This is a genomic window from Demequina sp. NBRC 110054 (assembly GCF_002090115.1).
Classification (GTDB): Bacteria; Actinomycetota; Actinomycetes; order Actinomycetales; family Demequinaceae; genus Demequina.
The window spans coordinates 1,545,314-1,563,508 of record NZ_BBRK01000004.1 but is presented as its reverse complement, the minus strand read 5'-3'; the positions used below and the strand labels follow the sequence as shown (position 1 = coordinate 1,563,508).

16 protein-coding genes, 1 tRNA gene and 2 pseudogenes are annotated in these 18,195 nt (G+C 70.7%); 7 read left to right on the top strand and 12 right to left on the bottom strand.

The annotated features are described in order from the left end of the window. Positions 1 to 53: 53 nt before the first annotated feature. Positions 54 to 1,199, bottom strand: coding sequence for a 23S rRNA (uracil(747)-C(5))-methyltransferase RlmC (gene rlmC / locus B7K23_RS07155; protein WP_084125658.1), 1,146 nt, complete (start codon positions 1,197 to 1,199; stop codon positions 54 to 56). Positions 1,200 to 1,209: 10 nt separating this feature from the next. Next, positions 1,210 to 2,532 (bottom strand): AI-2E family transporter, encoded by a 1,323-nt coding sequence (locus B7K23_RS07150; RefSeq protein ID WP_084125657.1) that lies wholly within the window; start codon positions 2,530 to 2,532, stop codon positions 1,210 to 1,212. A 97-nt stretch (positions 2,533 to 2,629) separates the two neighbouring features. Here B7K23_RS07150 and msrA point away from each other — a divergent pair, with 97 nt between their 5' ends. Then, on the top strand, positions 2,630 to 3,277 hold the full coding sequence (gene msrA / locus B7K23_RS07145; RefSeq protein ID WP_084125656.1) for a peptide-methionine (S)-S-oxide reductase MsrA: 648 nt from the start codon (positions 2,630 to 2,632) through the stop codon (positions 3,275 to 3,277). Positions 3,278 to 3,777: 500 nt separating this feature from the next. Here msrA and B7K23_RS07140 read toward each other — a convergent pair whose 3' ends face one another. Further along, positions 3,778 to 4,590 carry a Bax inhibitor-1/YccA family protein gene (locus B7K23_RS07140; protein WP_084125655.1) on the bottom strand — a complete coding sequence of 271 codons (813 nt, stop codon included), beginning with the start codon at positions 4,588 to 4,590 and terminating at the stop codon, positions 3,778 to 3,780. A 308-nt stretch (positions 4,591 to 4,898) separates the two neighbouring features. Between B7K23_RS07140 and B7K23_RS07135 the strand changes: the two genes are divergently transcribed. The 6 genes and pseudogenes from B7K23_RS07135 (at position 4,899) to ptsP (ending at position 10,683) form a co-directional block, all read left to right on the top strand. Beyond that, entirely contained in the window at positions 4,899 to 5,660 is a 762-nt protein-coding gene (locus tag B7K23_RS07135) for a DeoR/GlpR family DNA-binding transcription regulator (RefSeq protein ID WP_084125654.1), read from the top strand. Then, positions 5,657 to 6,604: a 1-phosphofructokinase gene (pfkB, locus tag B7K23_RS07130; protein ID WP_084125653.1), complete on the top strand. Its 948-nt coding sequence runs from the start codon at positions 5,657 to 5,659 to the stop codon at positions 6,602 to 6,604. The genes B7K23_RS07135 and pfkB overlap by 4 nt, the downstream gene beginning before the upstream one ends. A 22-nt stretch (positions 6,605 to 6,626) precedes the next feature. After that, a pseudogene (locus tag B7K23_RS16140) lies at positions 6,627 to 7,427 on the top strand (fructose PTS transporter subunit IIA); the annotation flags it as partial. Between the two features lie 42 nt (positions 7,428 to 7,469). Beyond that, positions 7,470 to 8,642: pseudogene (locus tag B7K23_RS16135) on the top strand (PTS fructose transporter subunit IIC); the annotation flags it as partial. Positions 8,643 to 8,725: 83 nt separating this feature from the next. Beyond that, the gene (locus B7K23_RS07120; RefSeq protein WP_084125651.1) at positions 8,726 to 8,995 is read left to right on the top strand and encodes an HPr family phosphocarrier protein; all 270 of its coding nucleotides are present in this window, start codon (positions 8,726 to 8,728) and stop codon (positions 8,993 to 8,995) included. A 5-nt stretch (positions 8,996 to 9,000) separates the two neighbouring features. Beyond that, entirely contained in the window at positions 9,001 to 10,683 is a 1,683-nt protein-coding gene (ptsP, locus tag B7K23_RS07115; RefSeq protein ID WP_084126233.1) for a phosphoenolpyruvate--protein phosphotransferase, read from the top strand. 240 nt (positions 10,684 to 10,923) lie between these two features. Here ptsP and B7K23_RS07110 read toward each other — a convergent pair. The 9 genes from B7K23_RS07110 to B7K23_RS07070 all read right to left on the bottom strand — a co-directional run bounded on the left by B7K23_RS07110 (position 10,924) and on the right by B7K23_RS07070 (position 18,179). After that, a tRNA-Leu gene (locus tag B7K23_RS07110) sits at positions 10,924 to 10,997 on the bottom strand. Positions 10,998 to 11,152: 155 nt separating this feature from the next. Beyond that, entirely contained in the window at positions 11,153 to 12,109 is a 957-nt protein-coding gene (locus tag B7K23_RS07105; protein ID WP_084125650.1) for a Ppx/GppA phosphatase family protein, read from the bottom strand. A 101-nt stretch (positions 12,110 to 12,210) separates the two neighbouring features. Continuing rightward, positions 12,211 to 12,939, bottom strand: coding sequence for a hypothetical protein (locus B7K23_RS07100; protein WP_084125649.1), 729 nt, complete (start codon positions 12,937 to 12,939; stop codon positions 12,211 to 12,213). A 172-nt stretch (positions 12,940 to 13,111) separates the two neighbouring features. Continuing rightward, on the bottom strand, positions 13,112 to 13,618 hold the full coding sequence (locus tag B7K23_RS07095) for a DUF501 domain-containing protein (RefSeq protein ID WP_375730876.1): 507 nt from the start codon (positions 13,616 to 13,618) through the stop codon (positions 13,112 to 13,114). A gap of 26 nt (positions 13,619 to 13,644) precedes the next feature. After that, positions 13,645 to 14,364: a septum formation initiator family protein gene (locus B7K23_RS07090; RefSeq protein WP_143338135.1), complete on the bottom strand. Its 720-nt coding sequence runs from the start codon at positions 14,362 to 14,364 to the stop codon at positions 13,645 to 13,647. Between the two features lie 184 nt (positions 14,365 to 14,548). After that, positions 14,549 to 15,088 carry a YaeQ family protein gene (locus B7K23_RS07085; RefSeq protein WP_084125646.1) on the bottom strand — a complete coding sequence of 180 codons (540 nt, stop codon included), beginning with the start codon at positions 15,086 to 15,088 and terminating at the stop codon, positions 14,549 to 14,551. A 310-nt stretch (positions 15,089 to 15,398) separates the two neighbouring features. Then, positions 15,399 to 16,682 carry a phosphopyruvate hydratase gene (gene eno / locus B7K23_RS07080; protein ID WP_084125645.1) on the bottom strand — a complete coding sequence of 428 codons (1,284 nt, stop codon included), beginning with the start codon at positions 16,680 to 16,682 and terminating at the stop codon, positions 15,399 to 15,401. Between the two features lie 128 nt (positions 16,683 to 16,810). Then, positions 16,811 to 17,467, bottom strand: coding sequence for a MazG family protein (locus B7K23_RS07075; protein WP_084125644.1), 657 nt, complete (start codon positions 17,465 to 17,467; stop codon positions 16,811 to 16,813). Positions 17,468 to 17,471: 4 nt separating this feature from the next. Then, positions 17,472 to 18,179 carry a hypothetical protein gene (locus B7K23_RS07070; RefSeq protein WP_084125643.1) on the bottom strand — a complete coding sequence of 236 codons (708 nt, stop codon included), beginning with the start codon at positions 18,177 to 18,179 and terminating at the stop codon, positions 17,472 to 17,474. Positions 18,180 to 18,195 lie beyond the last annotated feature (16 nt).

Here is an 18,195-nt window from a genome sequence, read left to right as displayed (position 1 = left end):
CGGACCAGCGACGACGCTGTGCCGAGGGCCCCGAGGGACCGCCTCCGCGTGCGCTACGCGCGCTGCAGGAGCACCGCGGTCTCCGCGTGAGTCGTGTGCGGGAACATGTCCATCACCCGGATCTCGACGGGGCGCAGCGACGGCATCGCCGCGAGGTCTCGTGCGAGCGATCCGGGGTGGCAGCTCGAGTACACGACCGTGCGCGCCTCGGATCGCTCGAGCCATGCCGCGAGCTCAGGCCCGATGCCGCGGCGGGGCGGGTTCACGACGACGAGCTCGGGGGCACGGGCCTGGGCGAGGGCGAACGCGGTCGCGTCGTCGGCCAGGAAGCGAGCCCTGTCCGCTCCAGGAACACCGGCCTCGACCAGCTCGTCGCGGGTGAGGGACGCCGACGCGATCGCCTGCTCGGACACCTCGACGCCGAGCACCTCGCGGCCGGGGGCGAGCGCCTGCAGCGCGAACCCTCCCACCCCGCAGTACAGGTCCCACGCGTCGGCGGGGTCGGCCGCGGCGATCCACTCGCGCGCCTGCCGGTACAGCTCGCGCGCGACGCCGGTGTTCGTCTGGAAGAAGCTCTGCGGCCGCAGGTGCAGCGTGAGGGCGTCGAGTCGCATCGGCAGCGACTCGCGCTCGGTCAGCAGGATCTCCCGCTCCCCCTCGACGACGGCCTTGTGCTCGGGCAGGACGTTGAGCGAGGCGACCGCAAGCCGCGGGAGCTGCTCGCGAAGCCACGGCAGGTGCTTGCGGATCCTCGCGAGCGACTCGGTCGAGCGCATGACGAACCGGACCATGAGCTCGTCGTCGGGCGAGACGGTCACGAGGATGTTCTTGAGCTCGCCGCGGCGCGTGGGCAGGTCGTACGGCTCGAGGGAGGCGCGCGTCACGAACTCCGCGAGCGGTGCGAACGCGGACGCGAGCGACTCGGGATAGAGGCCGCAGCCCTGCAGGTCCACTCCCGCGCCCTCCGCGTCGAGGATGCCGAGGGTCGGGGCCTCCACCGTCCCACCGACGACCATCTTCGCCTTGGTGCGGAATCCCGCCTCAGGGCTCGCGACGGGGCTCAGCCAGCGTGCGCCCTCGGCGGTCGCCCCCAGGGTGCGTCGGACCGCATCGTCCTTGTCAGCGAGCTGGCGAGAGTACGGGGTCTCGAGCAGCGCGCACGAGCGGCACACGCCCGCGTCGAAGTAGTCGCACTGCACGACAGCGAGTCTAGGCGCGCCCGTCCTCGTCGTCCGCGGCGCCGGGGTGGTGGATCGGGATCTGATCCTCGGTGGGAGGAGCCTCCTCCGAGTCCTCTCCCTGCGACGCGTCGGCGCCGCCCCTGTTGCGGACCCGGATCTGACCGGTGTGGACCACCCGCTGAATCGCCTCGACCGACTTGTGGGCCAGCTCGGGAATCTGATCGGACAAGGGCGGCGGCTCTGGCGCCGGGCGGAACTCCTTGTGGAGCCCGCGCGCGAAGGCGGCGATGAAGGCGACGATCGGCACCGCGATGATCGCGCCCACGAGGCCCAGCAGCAGCGTGCCGAACGACACCGTGAGCAGGATGACGAGGGGGTGGAGGGACGAGACCTTGCCGAACAGCAGCGGGTACAGCACGTTGCCCTCGAGCTGCTGCACGAGCAGCACGACACCGGTCATCCACAGCGCGGTGGTCAGCCCCCCGTCCACGAGGGCGACCAGCACCGCGATGATGCCCGACAGCGTCGCGCCGAGCATCGGGATGAAGGAGAACAGGAAGACGAGGATCGCGATGGGGAAGGCCAGGGGCACCCCGAGGATCCACGCTCCGAGGCCGATGCCGACCGCGTCGACGAAGGCGACGAACACCGTCGTCTGCGTGTAGCGACGGAGCGTGTGCCACGCATTGTGGCCGGCGCGGTCGATCTGCGCAGAGGTCGAGTCCGGCATGACCCCGATCGCCCAGTTCCACATCGACCCGCCGTCGCGGAGGAAGAAGAACAGGGTGATCAGGGCGATGATCGAGCCGGCCGCGAGACCCCCGACAGTGCCGGTGAAGGACAGCGCGCCCGAGGCGATGCCGGCCCAGTTGCCCTGAAGAAGCTCGACCAGGCTGTCCTGGAACTGCGCCAACTGGTCGGCGCTCACGTGCAGCGGGCCGTCGGCGAGCCACGTGAGGAGCTCGTCGAAGCCCGCGATCGCGGCGTCGCTCAGGTCGCTGAAGCCCGCGACGATCTCCGCGCCCGCGACCGTCATGAGGCCGAGCACCACGACGATGAGCAGCAGGATCGCGAGCGCCGCGCCGATGCCGCGGTGAATGTGCCAGCTGGCGAGCCGGTCGACGACGAGCCCCATCGGCGCGGTGATGAACAGCGCGATGATGACCGGGACGACGATCGCGGAGACCGACGTGAACATGGACGCGAGCGCGAGGAGGACGATCCCGAGCACGATGAGGCGCCAGCCCCATGCGGCCGTCACGCGCAGCCACGCGGGCACCATGTCGGACTCCGAGGAGCTCTTCGCGGCCCTCGGATGGAGGAGGGAACCGTTGCGGTCGTCGTCGGTCATAGGCTGAGACTATCGGCGCATCCCGACGCGGAAGAAGCGGCGCGCACACCCACGGAACAGACACCCCCCGGACGTTGTTGTGCCGGTGGGAAGGAGCATGATGTTCGGACTCGACAAGACCACGATGATCACCGCGGACCAGGCACTGCCCGGCCGCGACACGGAGCTGGCCATCGCGCCCACGCATGTGGTGCTCGGGACGCCGCTCAAGGGCCCGTGGCCCGACGGGATGAAGGTCCTCTACGTCGGCATGGGCTGCTTCTGGGGATCGGAGCGGATCTTCTGGCAGCTCGACGGCGTCTACTCGACCGCTGTCGGCTACATGGGTGGCTGGACCAAGAATCCCTCCTACGAGGAGACCTGCACCGCCAAGACCGGCCACTTCGAGGCCGTCCAGGTGGTCTACGACCCCGCTGTCGTGTCGTTGGACACGCTGCTCGCCGCGTTCTGGGAGAACCACGACCCGACCACGCCGAACCGCCAGGGCGGCGACATCGGCACGCAGTACCGGTCCGCGATCCTCGCGACCGAGCCCGAGCAGCTCGAGGCCGCGCTCGGCTCGCGCGACCGCTACCAGGAGCGCCTCACCGCGCAGGGCTATGGGCCGATCTCGACGCAGATCGGCATGGCGGCGACGGCCGGCGACGGCCGCTTCTACTACGCCGAGGACTACCACCAGGGCTACCTGCACAAGAACCCTGGCGGCTACTGCAACCACGGCTTCTGCCAGGTCTCGTTCGCCTGATACGGCGGCCGGCCAGGCTGGCCTCGTCGTCGGCTCGGTCGGCCACGGCCACGGTCGAGCACGGCATCCGTCGCGCACGATCAAACCGGCCCATCCGTCGCCGCCATCGGTCACGGCGGTACAGATCCGTCCACTGGGGGACGCGGGGCCGCCGCAAACGACAATGAGCGTCCAGTGGGAAGCACACCTGACTCGGATGCGCGGCAGTGGACATTCATGGTCGTTTCGCGGCGCGCGGCGTCAGCCAGTGGACATTTCTGTACCGCTGGGTGCCGGCCGCGGGAGGACACCCCACCCGGACGATGCGGTGGCCCGGTTCGCGCCCACCCGGACGATGCGACGGCCAGGTTCACACCCACCTGGACGATGCGACGGCCAGGTTCACACCCACCCGGACGATGCGACGGCCCGGTTCACGCCAGACATGACGACGGGCCCGCGGCGCATGCCGCGGGCCCGTCGTCTTCAGCGCGAGGGTGCCGGCCGGGCCGGCAGACTCCTCAGCGCTGGTTGAAGATCGCGATGATGCGCAGGATCTCGGTGTAGAGCCACACGAGGGTGACGAGCAGGCCGAAGGCGCCCTTCCACTCGAGGTGGGTCGGCGCGCCGGCCTTGACTCCGCGCTCGATGAAGTCGAAGTCGGCGATGAGCGACATGCACGCGAGGATCACCGCAACGAAGCCGACGATCACACCGAGCGGCATCCCGAGCACCTCGACATCGCTGCGCATGCCCCACGCGCTGCCGGAGCTGCCGAAGATCATGTAGCCGAGGTTCACGAGCGAGAACACCAGGTACGAGACCATTCCGATCATCATGATCTTCTGGAACTTGGGCGTGTAGCGCACCTTGCCGGAGCGGTACAGCACGAGCGTGACGGCGAAGGTCACGCCGGTGGCGAGCAGCGCCTGGAGACCCGCGCCGGGCACGTTCAGCGCGACCTCGACCCAGTGGGTGAACGCCCCGAGGAACACGCCCTCGAGGGCGGCGTAGATCAGCGTCAGCGGCGCGGAGCCCGTCTTCTTGAAGATCGCGATCATCGCGACGACGAAGCCGCCGATCGCGGCGCCGAACATCGGCAGGTACATCGTCTCGATCGGCGCGAGGTAGGCCGCGGCGGCGGCGAGGCCCAGGACGATCAGCGACCCGAAGGTCTTCGTGATGGTGCCCTCGTACGACATCCGGCCGATCTCGGCGGGCTGCGCGGCGGGCAGGTCGAAGGTCGCCTGCAGCTGCTCTGCATCGGCGTTGCCCTGGCGCTGCAGCGCCTCGGGCGTGAAGTCCTTGGACTGGGTGAAGAAGGGATTGGCCACGGGGAACCTCCTGGCTCAGTCGGTGTGCACCACGAGTCTAGGCAGGGCCGCCCCCTGACGCACTCGTCCCCGAGAACGATTTATCCCGAGGCGCCGGAGACGTCCCGTTCGTCGCCCGCATGGCGCCGTGAACCACTTAACCACACACGAACCAACTCACTTCAAACTTTGTTTGTGTTGCTTTCTGCCCGATTTCATGTTTCGATGAGCGAGTCGAACCAGTTCGCAGGCTTCACGCAGGTCACCGGTTCGGCGCAGTTCAGTCAGGTGTCAACGCAGATCACTCGCAGGAGAGGACGACGACGTCCATGTACGCAGCGGAACGCCAGCAGCGCATCCTGGCCGAGGCCCGCCGAGAGGGTCGGGTCGAGGTCTCCTCGCTCTCCGAGCTCCTCGGCGTCACCTCCGAGACCGTCCGCCGCGACCTCACCGCCCTCGAGACCCGTGGAGCCGTCCGCCGAGTGCACGGTGGAGCCATCCCCGTCGAGCGGCTCGAGCTCGAGCCCTCGCTCGCGACCCGCACCGCACGCAACTCCGACGTCAAGCGGCGCATCGCGGCCCGCGTCCTCGAGGAACTGCCGCCGGGGGGCACCATCCTGCTCGACTCGGGCTCGACGACCCAGATCCTCGTCTCGCTCCTCCCCTCCGACGCGGACTTCACGATCATCACGAACTCCATCCCCGCGGCCGCGTTCCTCGCGACGATGCCCCGCATCACCCTCCTCATCACGGGCGGGCGGGTGCGCGGCGTCACCGGCGCCACCGTCGGCCCGTGGACCAACGAGGCCCTTGAGGGCCTCGTCGTGGACGTCGCGGTGCTCGGCACGAACGGGCTGTCCGTCGCGCGCGGCCTCACCACGCCCGATCAGGTCGAGGCGCGCGCGAAGCGCGGCATGGTGCAGGCGGCCCGCCGCGTGATCGTCGCCACCGACTCCTCGAAGGCCGGCGACGACCACCTTCACCGCTTCGCGTCGCTCGACGAGGTCGACCTCATCGTGACCGACGACGCCCTTCCCGACGAGGTGGCGGCCGAGCTGCGCGCCGCCGGACCCGAGGTGATGACCGCATGATCGTGACTCTGACCCCCAATCCGAGCGTGGACCACGCGCTCGTGATCGGCGCGCTCGAGCGAGGCGAGGTGCTTCGTGCCTCCGACGCGCGGCTCGACGCGGGAGGCAAGGGAGTGAACGTCTCCCGCGCCCTTGCCGCCAACGGTGCAGACACGGTCGCCGTGGTCCCCGTGGGCGGCCACCAGGGCCACCTCCTGGTCGACCTGCTCGGGGAGACCGGAGTGGCGCATCGTCCCATCCCCATCTCGGGTGCGATCCGCATGAACGTCTCCGTGCTCGAGCCCGACGGCACCACGACCAAGCTCAACGAGCCCGGGCCCGTGCTGACCCCCGCCGAGGCGCAGGCGATGGTCACTGAGACCCTCGAGGCCGCGAAGGGCGCCTCGTGGCTCGCGGTGTGCGGAAGCCTGCCTCCCGGCGTCGACACCGACATGTACGCGGCGCTGCGCGAGGGCGCGAGGGAGCGCGACGTGCGGTTCGTCGTCGACTCCTCGGGCGCGCCGTTCACGGCGGCCGTCGCCACACTTCCCGACCTGATCAAGCCCAACCACGAGGAGCTCGCGGAGCTCGTCGGCCACGCGCTGCCGACGCTGCGCGACGTGCGCGACGCGGCGCGGGACCTCGTGTCGCAGGGCATCGGGACCGTCGCGGTCAGCCTTGGCGGTGACGGCGCGCTGTTGGTCACCGCAGACGAGGTCGCACACGCAAGCGCGACCGTCACTCATCCCCTGTCCACCGTCGGAGCCGGCGACTGCATGCTCGCCGGCCTCCTCCACGGCCTCGCCTCCGGACTGTCCGGGGCCGAGGCACTCGCAGGCGCCGTCGCCTGGGGCTCCGCCGCAGTGGCCCTTCCCGGCACCTCTGTCCCCACCCCGGACGATGTCCGGCGCATCACCCCCGCCCTCTCCACCGAAGTACCGCTCAGCATGGTGCTGAGCGCTTGACGACCCCCTGAAGGGAGCCATCATGTCTCTGATCACCGAAGCTCAGGTCCTGCTCGACCTCAAGGCACCGGACCGCGCCGAGGCCACTCGCGCGCTGGCCCAGACCCTCGTGGACGCCGGCCGCTGCACCGACATCGACGTGTTCCTCGCCGATGTCACCAAGCGTGAGGAGACGATGCCCACCGGGCTTCCGGGCGGCATCGCCATCCCCCACGCGCGGTCGGCGGGCATCGCGGAGCCCTCGCTCGCGTTCGGACGCGTCGACGGACTGGACTGGGGAGCTCCCGACGGGCCGGCCAAACTCGTGTTCCTCATCGCGGCGCCCGAAGGCGGCTCGGATGCGCACATGCAGGTGCTTCCGGCCCTCGCCCGCGCGCTCATGAAGAGCGAGTTCACTGAAGGCCTCGCGGCCGCGAAGACCGAGGCTGAGGTCGTCGCGCTCGTCGAGGCGGAGATCGGCGACGTCGTCCCGGCCGCCGAGTCCGCACCCAAGGCGCCCGCTGCCGCCGCATCGTCCGCGGCCGCCCCCGAGGCAGCCGAGCCAGAGGCGACCCCTGAGCCCGCCGCGGGCCTCACCCTGGTCGGCGTGACCTCGTGCCCCACCGGCATCGCCCACACGTACATGGCGGCCGAGGCGCTCGAGCGCGCGGCGGCCGAGGCGGGCCACACGATCACGGTCGAGACCCAGGGCTCGGTCGGCGCCAAGGGCCTCTCGCCCGAGCAGATCGCCGCGGCCGACGCCGTGATCTTCGCGCACGACGTCGAGGTCAAGGGCCGCGACCGCTTCGCGGGCAAGCCCACCGTGGACGTCGGCGTGAAGAAGGCGATCTCCGACGGCCCGCTGCTCGTCGAGCAGGCCGTGAGCATGGCCGCCGAGTGGAAGTCCGACCCGTCCAAGGCCGCGGCCGCTGCGTCCGCCACCGGCGCATCGTCCGGGCTCGTGTCCAAGGTCGACGACACTGCCGGCGTCGGCACCCGCGTCCGCCAGTGGCTGATGACCGGTGTGAGCTACATGATCCCGTTCGTCGCCGCGGGCGGAATCCTCATCGCCCTGTCGTTCATGCTCGCGCAGGTCTCGCTCGGCGAGGAGGGCGCGATCGAGATCACGAACTACAACCTCACGTCGGACGACTCCTACAACATCGCGCAGAACTTCGACATCACCTCGCTCACCGCATGGGCGGCGCTGCTGTTCGTCATCGGAGGCGCATCGTTCGGATTCCTCGTGCCGATCCTGTCCGGCTTCATCGCGTTCGCGATCGCCGACCGTCCCGGCCTGGTCCCCGGCATCGTCGGCGGCTCGGTCGCAGCGACGATGGGTGCGGGCTTCCTCGGCGGTATCGTCACCGGTCTCCTCGGTGGTCTCACAGCCAAGTGGGTCGCCTCCTGGAAGGTGCACGCGGGGGTCAGGGGCGTCATGCCCGTGGTCGTCATCCCGATGCTGTCCACGTTCATCACGCTCGGCCTCTTCATCACGGTCCTCGGTCGCCCCATCCAGATCGCGTTCGACGGCCTCAACGACTGGCTCACGGGCCTCTCGGGCGGCTCTGCCTTCGCGCTCGGCGCGATCCTCGGCGCGATGATGGGCTTCGACCTCGGCGGCCCGGTCAACAAGGTGGCCTACACCTTCGCGACCACCGGGCTGGCCGCCGCGGGAGCCGCGACCGATGCGCCGCAGCTCAAGATCATGGCCGCCGTCATGGCAGCCGGCATGGTCGCCCCGCTCGCGATGGCGCTCGCCACGACGCTCCGCCCGAAGCTCTTCTCGGAGCCCGAGCGGGAGAACGGCAAGGCCGCGTGGCTGCTGGGAGCATCGTTCATCTCGGAGGGCGCGATCCCGTTCGCGGCCGCCGACCCGTTCCGCGTGATCGCCTCGTCCGTCGTCGGCTCGGCGCTCACGGGTGGCCTCGCGATGGCGTTCGGCACGACGCTGCGCGCCCCGCACGGAGGGATCTGGGTGCTGCCGCTCATCGGCAACTTCCTGCTCTTCCTCCTCGCCCTCGCGATCGGCGTCGTGGTCATGGCCGCGATCGTCGTCGCCCTCAAGTCGCGCGACAAGCGACTCGCCACGGTCGACGCCGTGGCCACCGCCTAACCCGCACCACTCGAAAGGACTGCATCATGCCCACCCGTACCGTCGCGATCGGATCCTCCGTCGGTCTGCACGCCCGCCCCGCCCAGATCTTCGTGGCGGCGGTCCAGGAGTCCGGCCTCGCGGTCACGATCGCCAAGGTCGGCGGAGCCCCGATGGACGCTCGCAGCATCCTCGGCGTGATGGCGCTCGGCGCCAAGAACGCCGACGAGGTCGAGCTCGCCGCGGAGGGGGACAACGCCGACGCGGTGCTCGACGGCCTCGTCGAGCTCCTCAAGCGCGACCTGGACGCGGAGTGACCGCGATGTCCGCGCACGAGACACGGTCGGGCATCGGAGTCAGCGGGGGCAGCGCCTCCGGGCCGGTGGTGCAGGTCGCACCACCGGCCGCTCCTCCGAAGGATGAGCCCGCTCCCGCGGACGTCGACGCAGCGATCCAGCACGTCCTCGAGTCGTTCGAGTCCGTCGCGGTCGAGCTCGAGTCCCGCGCCGCGGGAGCGGACGAGCACGCCGCGCCGATCCTCACCGCGAACGCGATGATGGCCCGCGACGTCGGGCTGCACGGCGCGGCCACCAACCGCCTCAAGGCGGGAGACGGGCCGGCTACCGCGATCAAGAACGCGGTCGAGGAGTACGCGGCGCAGTTCGAGGCCCTCGGCGGCTACTTCGCCGAGCGCGTCGCGGACCTGCGCGACGTCGGCGCCCGCTCCGTCGCCGCGGCGCTCGGCCTGCCCGCGCCTGGGGTGCCGCCCCTGAGCGAGCCGAGCGTGATCGTCGCGCTCGACCTCGCCCCGGCGGACACCGCGACGCTCGACCGCGACCTTGCGATCGCGATCGTCACGCAGGCGGGTGGCCGCACGAGCCACACCGCGATCCTCGCCGCCCAGCGCGGGATCCCGGCCGTGGTGCAGGTGCCCGACGCGACCGCCATCCCGGCCGGCACCCTCGTGGCCGTGGACGGCGACGCGGGAGAGGTCGCGATCGATCCCGACCCCGAGCTGCTCGAGGCCCAGCGCGTGCGCCGCGAGAAGCGCGCGGCGGCGCTCGCCACCTCGACCGGCCCCGGCCGCACCGCCGACGACCACGCCGTGCCGCTGCTCGCCAACATCGGCGGCGTCGAGGACGCGGAGGAGGCCGGCCCGCAGGACCTCGAGGGCGTCGGGCTGTTCCGCACCGAATTCGTGTTCCTGTCGGCCACGACCGCACCGACGCTCGAGGAGCAGACCGACATCTACACCAAGGTCTTCGCCCCCTTCGAGGGACGACGCGTCGTGGTCCGCACGCTCGACGCGGGCGCCGACAAGCCGCTCGCCTTCGCCGACCTCGGCGAGGAGGAGAACCCCGCGCTCGGCCGGCGCGGACTGCGACTGTCGCAGGCGCTGCCCGACCTGCTCGACACGCAGCTTGCGGCTCTCGCGGCGGCGGCGTCGGCTACCGGTGCGGACGCCCGCGTCATGGCGCCGATGGTCGCGACCGTGGACGAGGCGGACTGGTTCGCCTCGCGCGTCCGCGAGGCGGGGCTCAAGAAGGCCGGCGTGATGATCGAGGTGCCCGCGGCCGCGCTGCGGTCCGAGCACGTGCTCGAGAACGTCGACTTCGCGTCGATCGGCACGAATGATCTGGCCCAGTACACGATGGCGACCGACCGCATGGCCGGCGAGCTGTCCGAGCTGCTCGACCCGTGGCAGCCCGCGGTGATCGATGTGGTCGCGGCGGCCTGCCGCGGCGGCGCGGTCCACGACACCCCTGTGGGCGTGTGCGGCGAGTCGGCGGGCGATCCGCTGCTCGCACTCGTGCTCGTGGGGCTCGGCGTCGCCTCGCTCTCGATGGCGCCGTCCAAGGTGCCCGCCGTGAGGCTCGCGCTGTCGCTGCACACGCTCGACGAGTGCCGCGAGCTCGCCGCGATCGCCCGGTCCGCCCGCACCGCGGCGGACGCCCACGAGGCCGTGCGCGCGGCCGCCAAGCAGGAGCTCACCGAGATCCTGTAGCCGCGCCTCCCAGGGCCGATCCCCCCGGCCCCGATGCCCTCGTCCCACCTGTCCGGGACGGGGGCATCGTCGTATCGGCCGGCCCGCGCATCGTCCCGCTGCCGCCTCCTGGCGGACGGACTGGGCACACATGTGTCCTGGAATCGCACGAGGGCCGAGAATCCCGCGATCCTCGACCGTGGTGCGATCCCAGGGCGCACGGGCCCGAGGGAAGCCGGCCCGCGCATCGTCCCGAAGAAGTGCCCCCGGCGGGACTCGAACCCGCACTGAGCCGATTTTAAGTCGGCTGCCTCTGCCAATTGGGCTACGAGGGCTGGAGAGGGGACGATGCTGGAGCCTGGCCAGAGGCCAGGCCTCGGTTCGCCGACCGGCGCCTCTCGGGCTCCTCGCCTGAGGGTCAGGATCGTCGACCGGGGAGGACCCCGACGCCCCCATACGTCAGGATCGTCGATCCGGGAGGACCCTCACGCTATAAGCGCTCGGCCGCCGAGAACGCGATGCCGTCGAGGATGTCGTGCTCGCTCGTGACGACGTGCGGCAGCTCTCCCCCGGCCTCCTGCACGGCGGTGCGCACGCGGCCCATGAGGGTCCGCCACACGAGCGCGCCCGCGCCGATGACGTCCACGCGTCCGGGGTGCATGAAGCCGAGCGCGGCGCGCGAGTCGCGCGACGCGTGGAGGAGCTCATCGCATGCCTTGATCGCCGCGTCGATCGGCAGCACCGCGCCGTTGATCTTCTCGCGGTCGTACTGGTGCAGCCCCAGCGCGTGCGCGGTGATCGTGGTGATCGAGCCAGCGAGCCCGACCAGCGTGCGGGTCTGGTGGATCGGCACGCCCTCGAAGGCCTTGTCGATCGCGTCGTGGATGTCGGCGGTCGCTCCGGCGATCTCATCGGGCTCGGGCGGGTCGCTCACCAGGTGGCGCTCCGTCATCCGCACGCAGCCGACGTCCATCGAGTGGGCGGCCTCGGGCGTGCCGGTGCCGAGCACCACCTCGGTCGATCCGCCGCCGAGGTCGACGACCAGGTAGGGGGCGTCGTGGCTCGCGTCGAGCACCGAGGTGGCCCCGCGGAAGCTCAGCCGCGCCTCCTCGTCTCCCGAGATGACCTCGGGGGTGACGCCGAGGCGCTCGCGCACGCCGTCGAGGAATACGTCGCGGTTGCGTGCATCGCGCGTCGCCGAGGTCGCGACGAAGCGGATCGCCTCGACGCCGGCCTCGCGGCAGGCCACGGCGATCTCGTCGGTCGCGGCGAACGTGCGAGTCAGCGCCTCCTCGGCGAACTCACCCGTGCGGTCGACCCCCTGCCCGAGCCGCACCACGGTCATGGTGCGGGAGAGATCGGTGAGGGTCCCGGAGGCGGTGTCGACGTCTGCGATCAGCAGGCGGATGGAGTTGGTTCCACAGTCGATGGCGGCGACGCGAGTCATGCCCCCAGGGTAGCCGGGGAGCGGGACGATGCGGCGCGCGGGTCCTGGTCGGTGGACACGGAGACCGAGCCTCCGTGGCAAACCGGATCAGTCGGTGCGGTTCAGCGGTCCTGCGGCCAGAGCGGCTCGGGGAATCCTGCGCCGGGCGTCGGCTGGGCCTCACGGATCTCGGCGACGGGAGCATCGTCCTTGTCCCCGCGGGCAGGCGAGATCGTGGCGGCCGACGACTCGGCGGCACTCTCCGCCGCGAGCTGGTCGTCGGCATCGGTCGCGAGACCCGCGATCCAGTCGCCGGCGATCGTGAGGCGGATGTCGAGCTTGGCGCACGCCTCGACGAGCGGCTCGAGCGACATCGTGGTCGAGTCGAGCGGCATCGAGAACTCCATCACCTCACCGTTGCAGTGCCAGCGGTGGTGGCGCACCGGATAGTCGCCCTGGGCGCGCGAGTCGGCGTCGAGCTCGAGCAGCCCGCCCGCGGGCACCTCGAGGCGCCAGGTGGCGCTCACGAGCCGGGCCCGCGAGGACGACGACGGCGTGAGCGACAGGACGAGCACCTCGGGAAGGCGGTCGAGCTCGACGGGCCCGGGGGCGGGGCCGTCGAACCGCCGCGATACCGTCGCGCCGATCCACACAGCGGCGACGAGCCCTGCGAGGCACGCGCCGACAAGCACCATCTCGGAGGTCTGCAGGGCGTCGCCGTACGCGAACACCCGGAACAGCCCGTAGGCGGGCAGCAGGGATACCAGCAGGAACAGCACTACACCCGCAAGCATTGCCACGGGGCGCATGCTGCCGCCGTGATGGAGGACCGTCGCACGTGACGAGGCCATCGAACCATCCTTCTCACATCTACTCGGTGCTCTCAGGCACCTGACGAAAAATCCACGTAATCGATGCAGACCGACACCGGGGAAGGGCCGTTCGATTGGCTACGTTAGCGCGGACGCACGGCCCGCGGAAGCCCCCGAGCGCACTCTTGGACGTTTGTCCCAAGCGTGTGCGTCAGTCCTCCACCGGTGCGCACGCGCAGCGGTCCGGCCGCCACGAGTCCGCGATGAGCTCCAAGGCCTCGTCCCCGAAGGGATTGACCCCCGGCCCGGCCGCGAGCGCGTGCCCGACGAGCACGTGAAGGCACTTCACGCGATCAGGCATGCCTCCCGCGGAGATCCCCGCGATCTCGGGCACGTCACCGAGCTCGGCGCGCTCCGCGAGATACCGCTCGTGGGCCGCCCTGTAGGCAGCCGCGAGCTCGGGGTCCTCCCCCAGCCGCTCCTGCATCGTCCGCATGGTGCCGACCGCCTCGAGGGTGGAGACGGCGCCGACCGCATCGGGATGAGTCAGGTAGTACAGCGTGGGGAACGGGGTGCCGTCGTCGAGGCGCGGACGCGTCTTGACGACGGTGGGGTTGCCGCACACGCAGCGCGCGGCGATCGCGGCAAGACCCCGTGGCTCACGACCCAGCTGGGCACGCAGCACGGCAACATCTCGCTCGTCGACCTCGGTTCTCACCCGCACAATTCTACGTGCGCTGAGGACTACTCCGTCCCGGCCTCCTCGACCGATTCCCAGATCTGGTCGTACCAGGCGACCTCGGTGGTGTTCTCGGGCTGCCGCGACGCCGCGGGCGAACCGTCCGCATGCTCCTCCGCGGTGTCGGGGTCGGTGACCTTGTAGGCCGTCTCACCAGGGAAGACCATCTGGAGACGCTCGCGCGCCTGCGCGATCACGTACGCGTCGTCGTCCCAGCGCTCGACGTCCGCCTGCAGCTCGTCGACCTCGTCCTGCGCGGCGTCGCGCTCGGCCGCGAGCTCGGAGAGCGTCGCCTGCTGCTCCATGTACACGCGCACGCTCGGCACGACGACCGCGATGCCGAGGGCGATCACCAACGCGAGGACGCCCGCGCGCCACGTGAACATCCACGCGAAGGACCCGCGACGGCCCGTGGGCTCGATCCTTCGGGACGATGCGGTGGGGGCCGCGGCGGTCGGCCCGCCGGGTCGCGTGGACGATGCGGTCGCGGGCTTCCGTGAGAAGACGGACGTGCCCTTGGAGCCGGAGGGCCGCGGCTTGGCCGAGGCGGCGGGTCGACCCTTGACGGTGCGCGCGGTGCCGGACCTCGGGGCCGCGCCAGACCTGGGCGCGGCCGTCCGGCCCGACGACGATCGGGGCGCGGCCGACGACCTGGACGATGCCGAGCGCGCCGATGTCGCGCGCGCCCCAGTGCGGGGCGCGCCGGGACGGTTGGACGCGCTCATGCGCTCATTGTCGCCGCCGAGAGACATCGCGCCTGCACCTCGCGGCCGCGAGTCGCACGAATCGGACACTCACGCTCCATGCACTCCGCACGGATTCCGCGGCGACACGCCAGCGTGTCGCCCTGCGACGTCGGAGTGTCGCCGGGGTGTCGGATTCGGTTCCGTGCCCAGTGCATGGCGGCGGTCAGCCGAGCGGATGACGGTGGAGGTCGGAGTCGAGCGACTCCCCGTTGAGCTCGAGGTACAGGTGCCCCTCCGTGACGGAGACCGTGAGGGTGTTGCGGCGCTCGACGAGCGCGGCGGCGGCCTCGACAAAGCCGGGGTCGAAGGACGTGAGCACGATGTCCTCGCGTCGGTGGATCTTCTTGCCCTCCCACCGCGCGAGCACCTTCTCGGGCTCGCGATGCGTGTAGACCGCAGTGCGGTCGGCGAGGCGGCTGCCGCGGTGCAGCCGTTCGGCCTCGGGCTGGCCGATCTCGATCCAGGTCACGATCCGCCCCGTGAGGTCCTTGACCATGACCGCCGGCTCCTCGGTCCCGGAGATCCCCTCGCCGAAGTCGATGCCCTCCTCGTGCTCGAGGCAGTACGCGAGGACGCGCGTCACCATGTAGGGCGCGGTCTCAGACGGGTGGCGGGCGACGCGCAGCGAGAGGGACTCGTAGACGCCGCGGTCGACGTCCGCGAGCTCGATCTCGAACGTGTGCATGGTCGCGCCGATAGCCATGACCGACAAGCCTAGGCCCGTCGAAGACCGATCTGTGCCGCATCGTCCCGGCCCCGGCATCGTCCCGGCCACCGAATCGTCGTCGCCCCCGCATCGTCCCTGCCCGGGACAGTCTGAACCAATCTCGACTGCGACACGCGGGCGTGTCGCGGGCGCGTGCGGCGCGTCGCCGGGGTGTCGGCACTCGGATTGGTTCGAACTGTCGGCAGGACGGCGGGACAGGGACGATGCGGCCGTCCCCGGGGGGAAAGCGAACGGCGGGTGCGCCCCCGAAGGGGCACACCCGCCGTCAGAGGCGACTCAGCGCGTCTTAGATGCCGTAGCGGCGCGGGAACGCCGACTTGCCGGCGTAGACCGCGGCGTCGTCCAGCTCCTCCTCGATGCGGAGCAGCTGGTTGTACTTGTTGATGCGCTCGCCACGGGCGGGGGCACCGGTCTTGATCTGGCCCGCGTTGTACGCGACGGCCAGGTCGGCGATGGTGACGTCCTCGGTCTCACCCGAGCGGTGCGACACCATGGCGTAGAAGCCGGCGCGCTGCGCCATCTGCACGGCGTCCGAGGTCTCGGACAGGGTGCCGATCTGGTTCAGCTTCACGAGGAGGGCGTTGGCGGCCTTCTCCTCGATGCCCTTCTTCAGGCGGACGGGGTTGGTGACGAACAGGTCGTCGCCGACGATCTGGGTCTTGTCGCCGACCTTCGCGACGAGCTCGCTCCAGGACTCCCACTCGTCCTCGGACAGCGGGTCCTCGATGGACACCAGCGGGTAGTCGTTGACCAGGCCCTCGTAGAACTCGATCATCTCGGCGGGGGTCTTCTGACCGCCCTCCCACTGGTACATGCCGTCCTTGAAGAACTCGGTGGCGGCCACGTCGAGCGCGAGCGCGACGTCGTCACCGGGCACGTAGCCGGCCTTCTCGATGGCGACCAGGATCAGGTCGAGAGCCTCACGGTTCGAGCCGAGGTTCGGGGCGAAGCCGCCCTCGTCGCCGAGGCCCGTGGCCAGGCCGCGCTCCTTGAGCACGGACTTGAGGGAGTGGTAGACCTCCGCGCCCATGCGCAGCGCCTCACGGAAGGTGGGGGCGCCGACGGGGGCGATCATGAACTCCTGGATGTCGACGTTGGAGTCGGCGTGCGACCCACCGTTGAGGATGTTCATCATCGGGACGGGCAGGACGTGCGCGTTCGGGCCGCCCACGTACTTGAAGAGCGCGAGGTCGGCCGAGTCGGCGGCGGCCTTCGCGACGGCGAGCGAGACGCCGAGGATGGCGTTCGCGCCGAGCTTGCCCTTGTTGTCGGTGCCGTCGAGGTCGAGCATCGTCTGGTCGATCAGACGCTGGTCGGTGGCCTCGAGGCCGACGATCTCCGGGGCGATGACGTCGATGACGGCGTCGACGGCGTCCTCGACGCCCTTGCCCAGGTAACGGTCCTTGTTGCCGTCGCGGCGCTCAACAGCCTCGAAGGCACCGGTCGACGCGCCCGAGGGAACAGCGGCACGCGCGAACGTGCCGTCCTCGAGGGCGACCTCGACCTCAACGGTGGGGTTGCCGCGCGAGTCCAGGATCTCGCGGGCGCCAACGGCCTCAATGGTGGCCATGTTTGTCCTTCTCTCCGCCGCGTTCGCGGCATCGGGGTGCTTCCTTGGGGGAGTCTATCGACGGACAGCGCTTGACTCTCGCGGTCCTAGGTCCTATGGGGTGAACGTCCGGTGACACTTCACCGTCGTCACTCACCTATCCTGCGCGCACCAGCGCGTTCTGTCTCGCGGGCGGCGGTCTCGAAGGACCTCACCGCCTCGCGCAGCGCGGCCTCGGCGTCCACGCCCTGCGCGCTCGCCTCGGCGGCCAGCGCCAGCAGTCTCTCGCCGATGCTGTTGCCGGACGATGCGGCACCGGACGATGCGGGGACGTCCAGTCCCGCGCGGTCGGCACGGGACAGCATCTTCTGCGCGCGCTGGAGCGCGGGCAGCGCGGCGGGCACGCCGTCCATCACGGACTCGCGGCCCATCGTCCGCGCCTTGATCGCGTGCCAGTTGGCGTTGACCGCCTCGGCGTCCTCAGCGATCACGTCGGCGAACACGTGGGGGTGTCGCTCCACGAGCTTATCGGCGCAGGCCTTCGCGATCTCCTCGATGCCGAACGGCTCGTCGGGGTGCTCCTGCGCGACCCGCGCATGGAAGACCACCTGGAGCAGCACGTCGCCGAGCTCGCCGAGCATCTCGCCGCGGTCGCCGGACTCGATCGCCTCGGCGAGCTCATGCGCCTCCTCGATCGCGTAGGGCGCGAGCGTCTCATGGGTCTGCTCGGCGTCCCAGGGGCAGCCGCCATCGGAGCGAAGGCGGTCCATGACCGCCACGAGGCGGTCCACCTGGGTCTCCGGCATACGCCTACTCTCCGGCGGTCGCCGAGGCCGACGCGCTCGGCGAAGCTGAGGCGCTCGCCTCGGCCTCAGCAGACGCCACGACATCCTCGGAGTCACCGAGCCACTCGGGATCGGTGCCCGCGTCCGCAAAACCGGTGATCGCGGCGAAGACGACGTAGACCGTGTCGCCGATCGAGCTCGCGTTGTTGGTCGCGGTGTCTGCCGCTGCCGCGATCGAGGCGATGAAGGTATCCGCGGTGAAGTCGCCGAAGCGGGACGAGGAGACGACGTCCTCCTCGAGCGAGACCGCGGTGTCGCTGAGGAAGGTCGCGCCCTCCTCGGTGGTCGCGAGGTTGCTCACGGCCTTCGCGGTGCGGATCACGTCGATGGCCTCGGGGGTGGCCGAGCCGTCGGTGTATCCGATGGTCTCGAGCCACTCGTCGATGTCGGCGGTGATCTCGTCGTCGCTCCACGCGCCGTCGAGCTCGGACGACTTCTCGATCGCGGAGTCGTGGACGAGCGCGAGCGTGAGCGCCCAGTCCGACTGGCAGGAGATGCCGACGTCGAGGAGACCGTCGCAGTACTCCTGGACCTCGTCGAGTGTGACGGTGACCTCGGGAGTCTCCGCGGCAACTCCTGGTGAGCCCTGTCCGGGCAAGGCACAGCCCGCGAGGGTGAGCGCGGCGGCAGCCGCGACGAGGCCGGGGACGAAACGTCGCTTCAGCGAGACCATGAGCCTCATCCTAGCC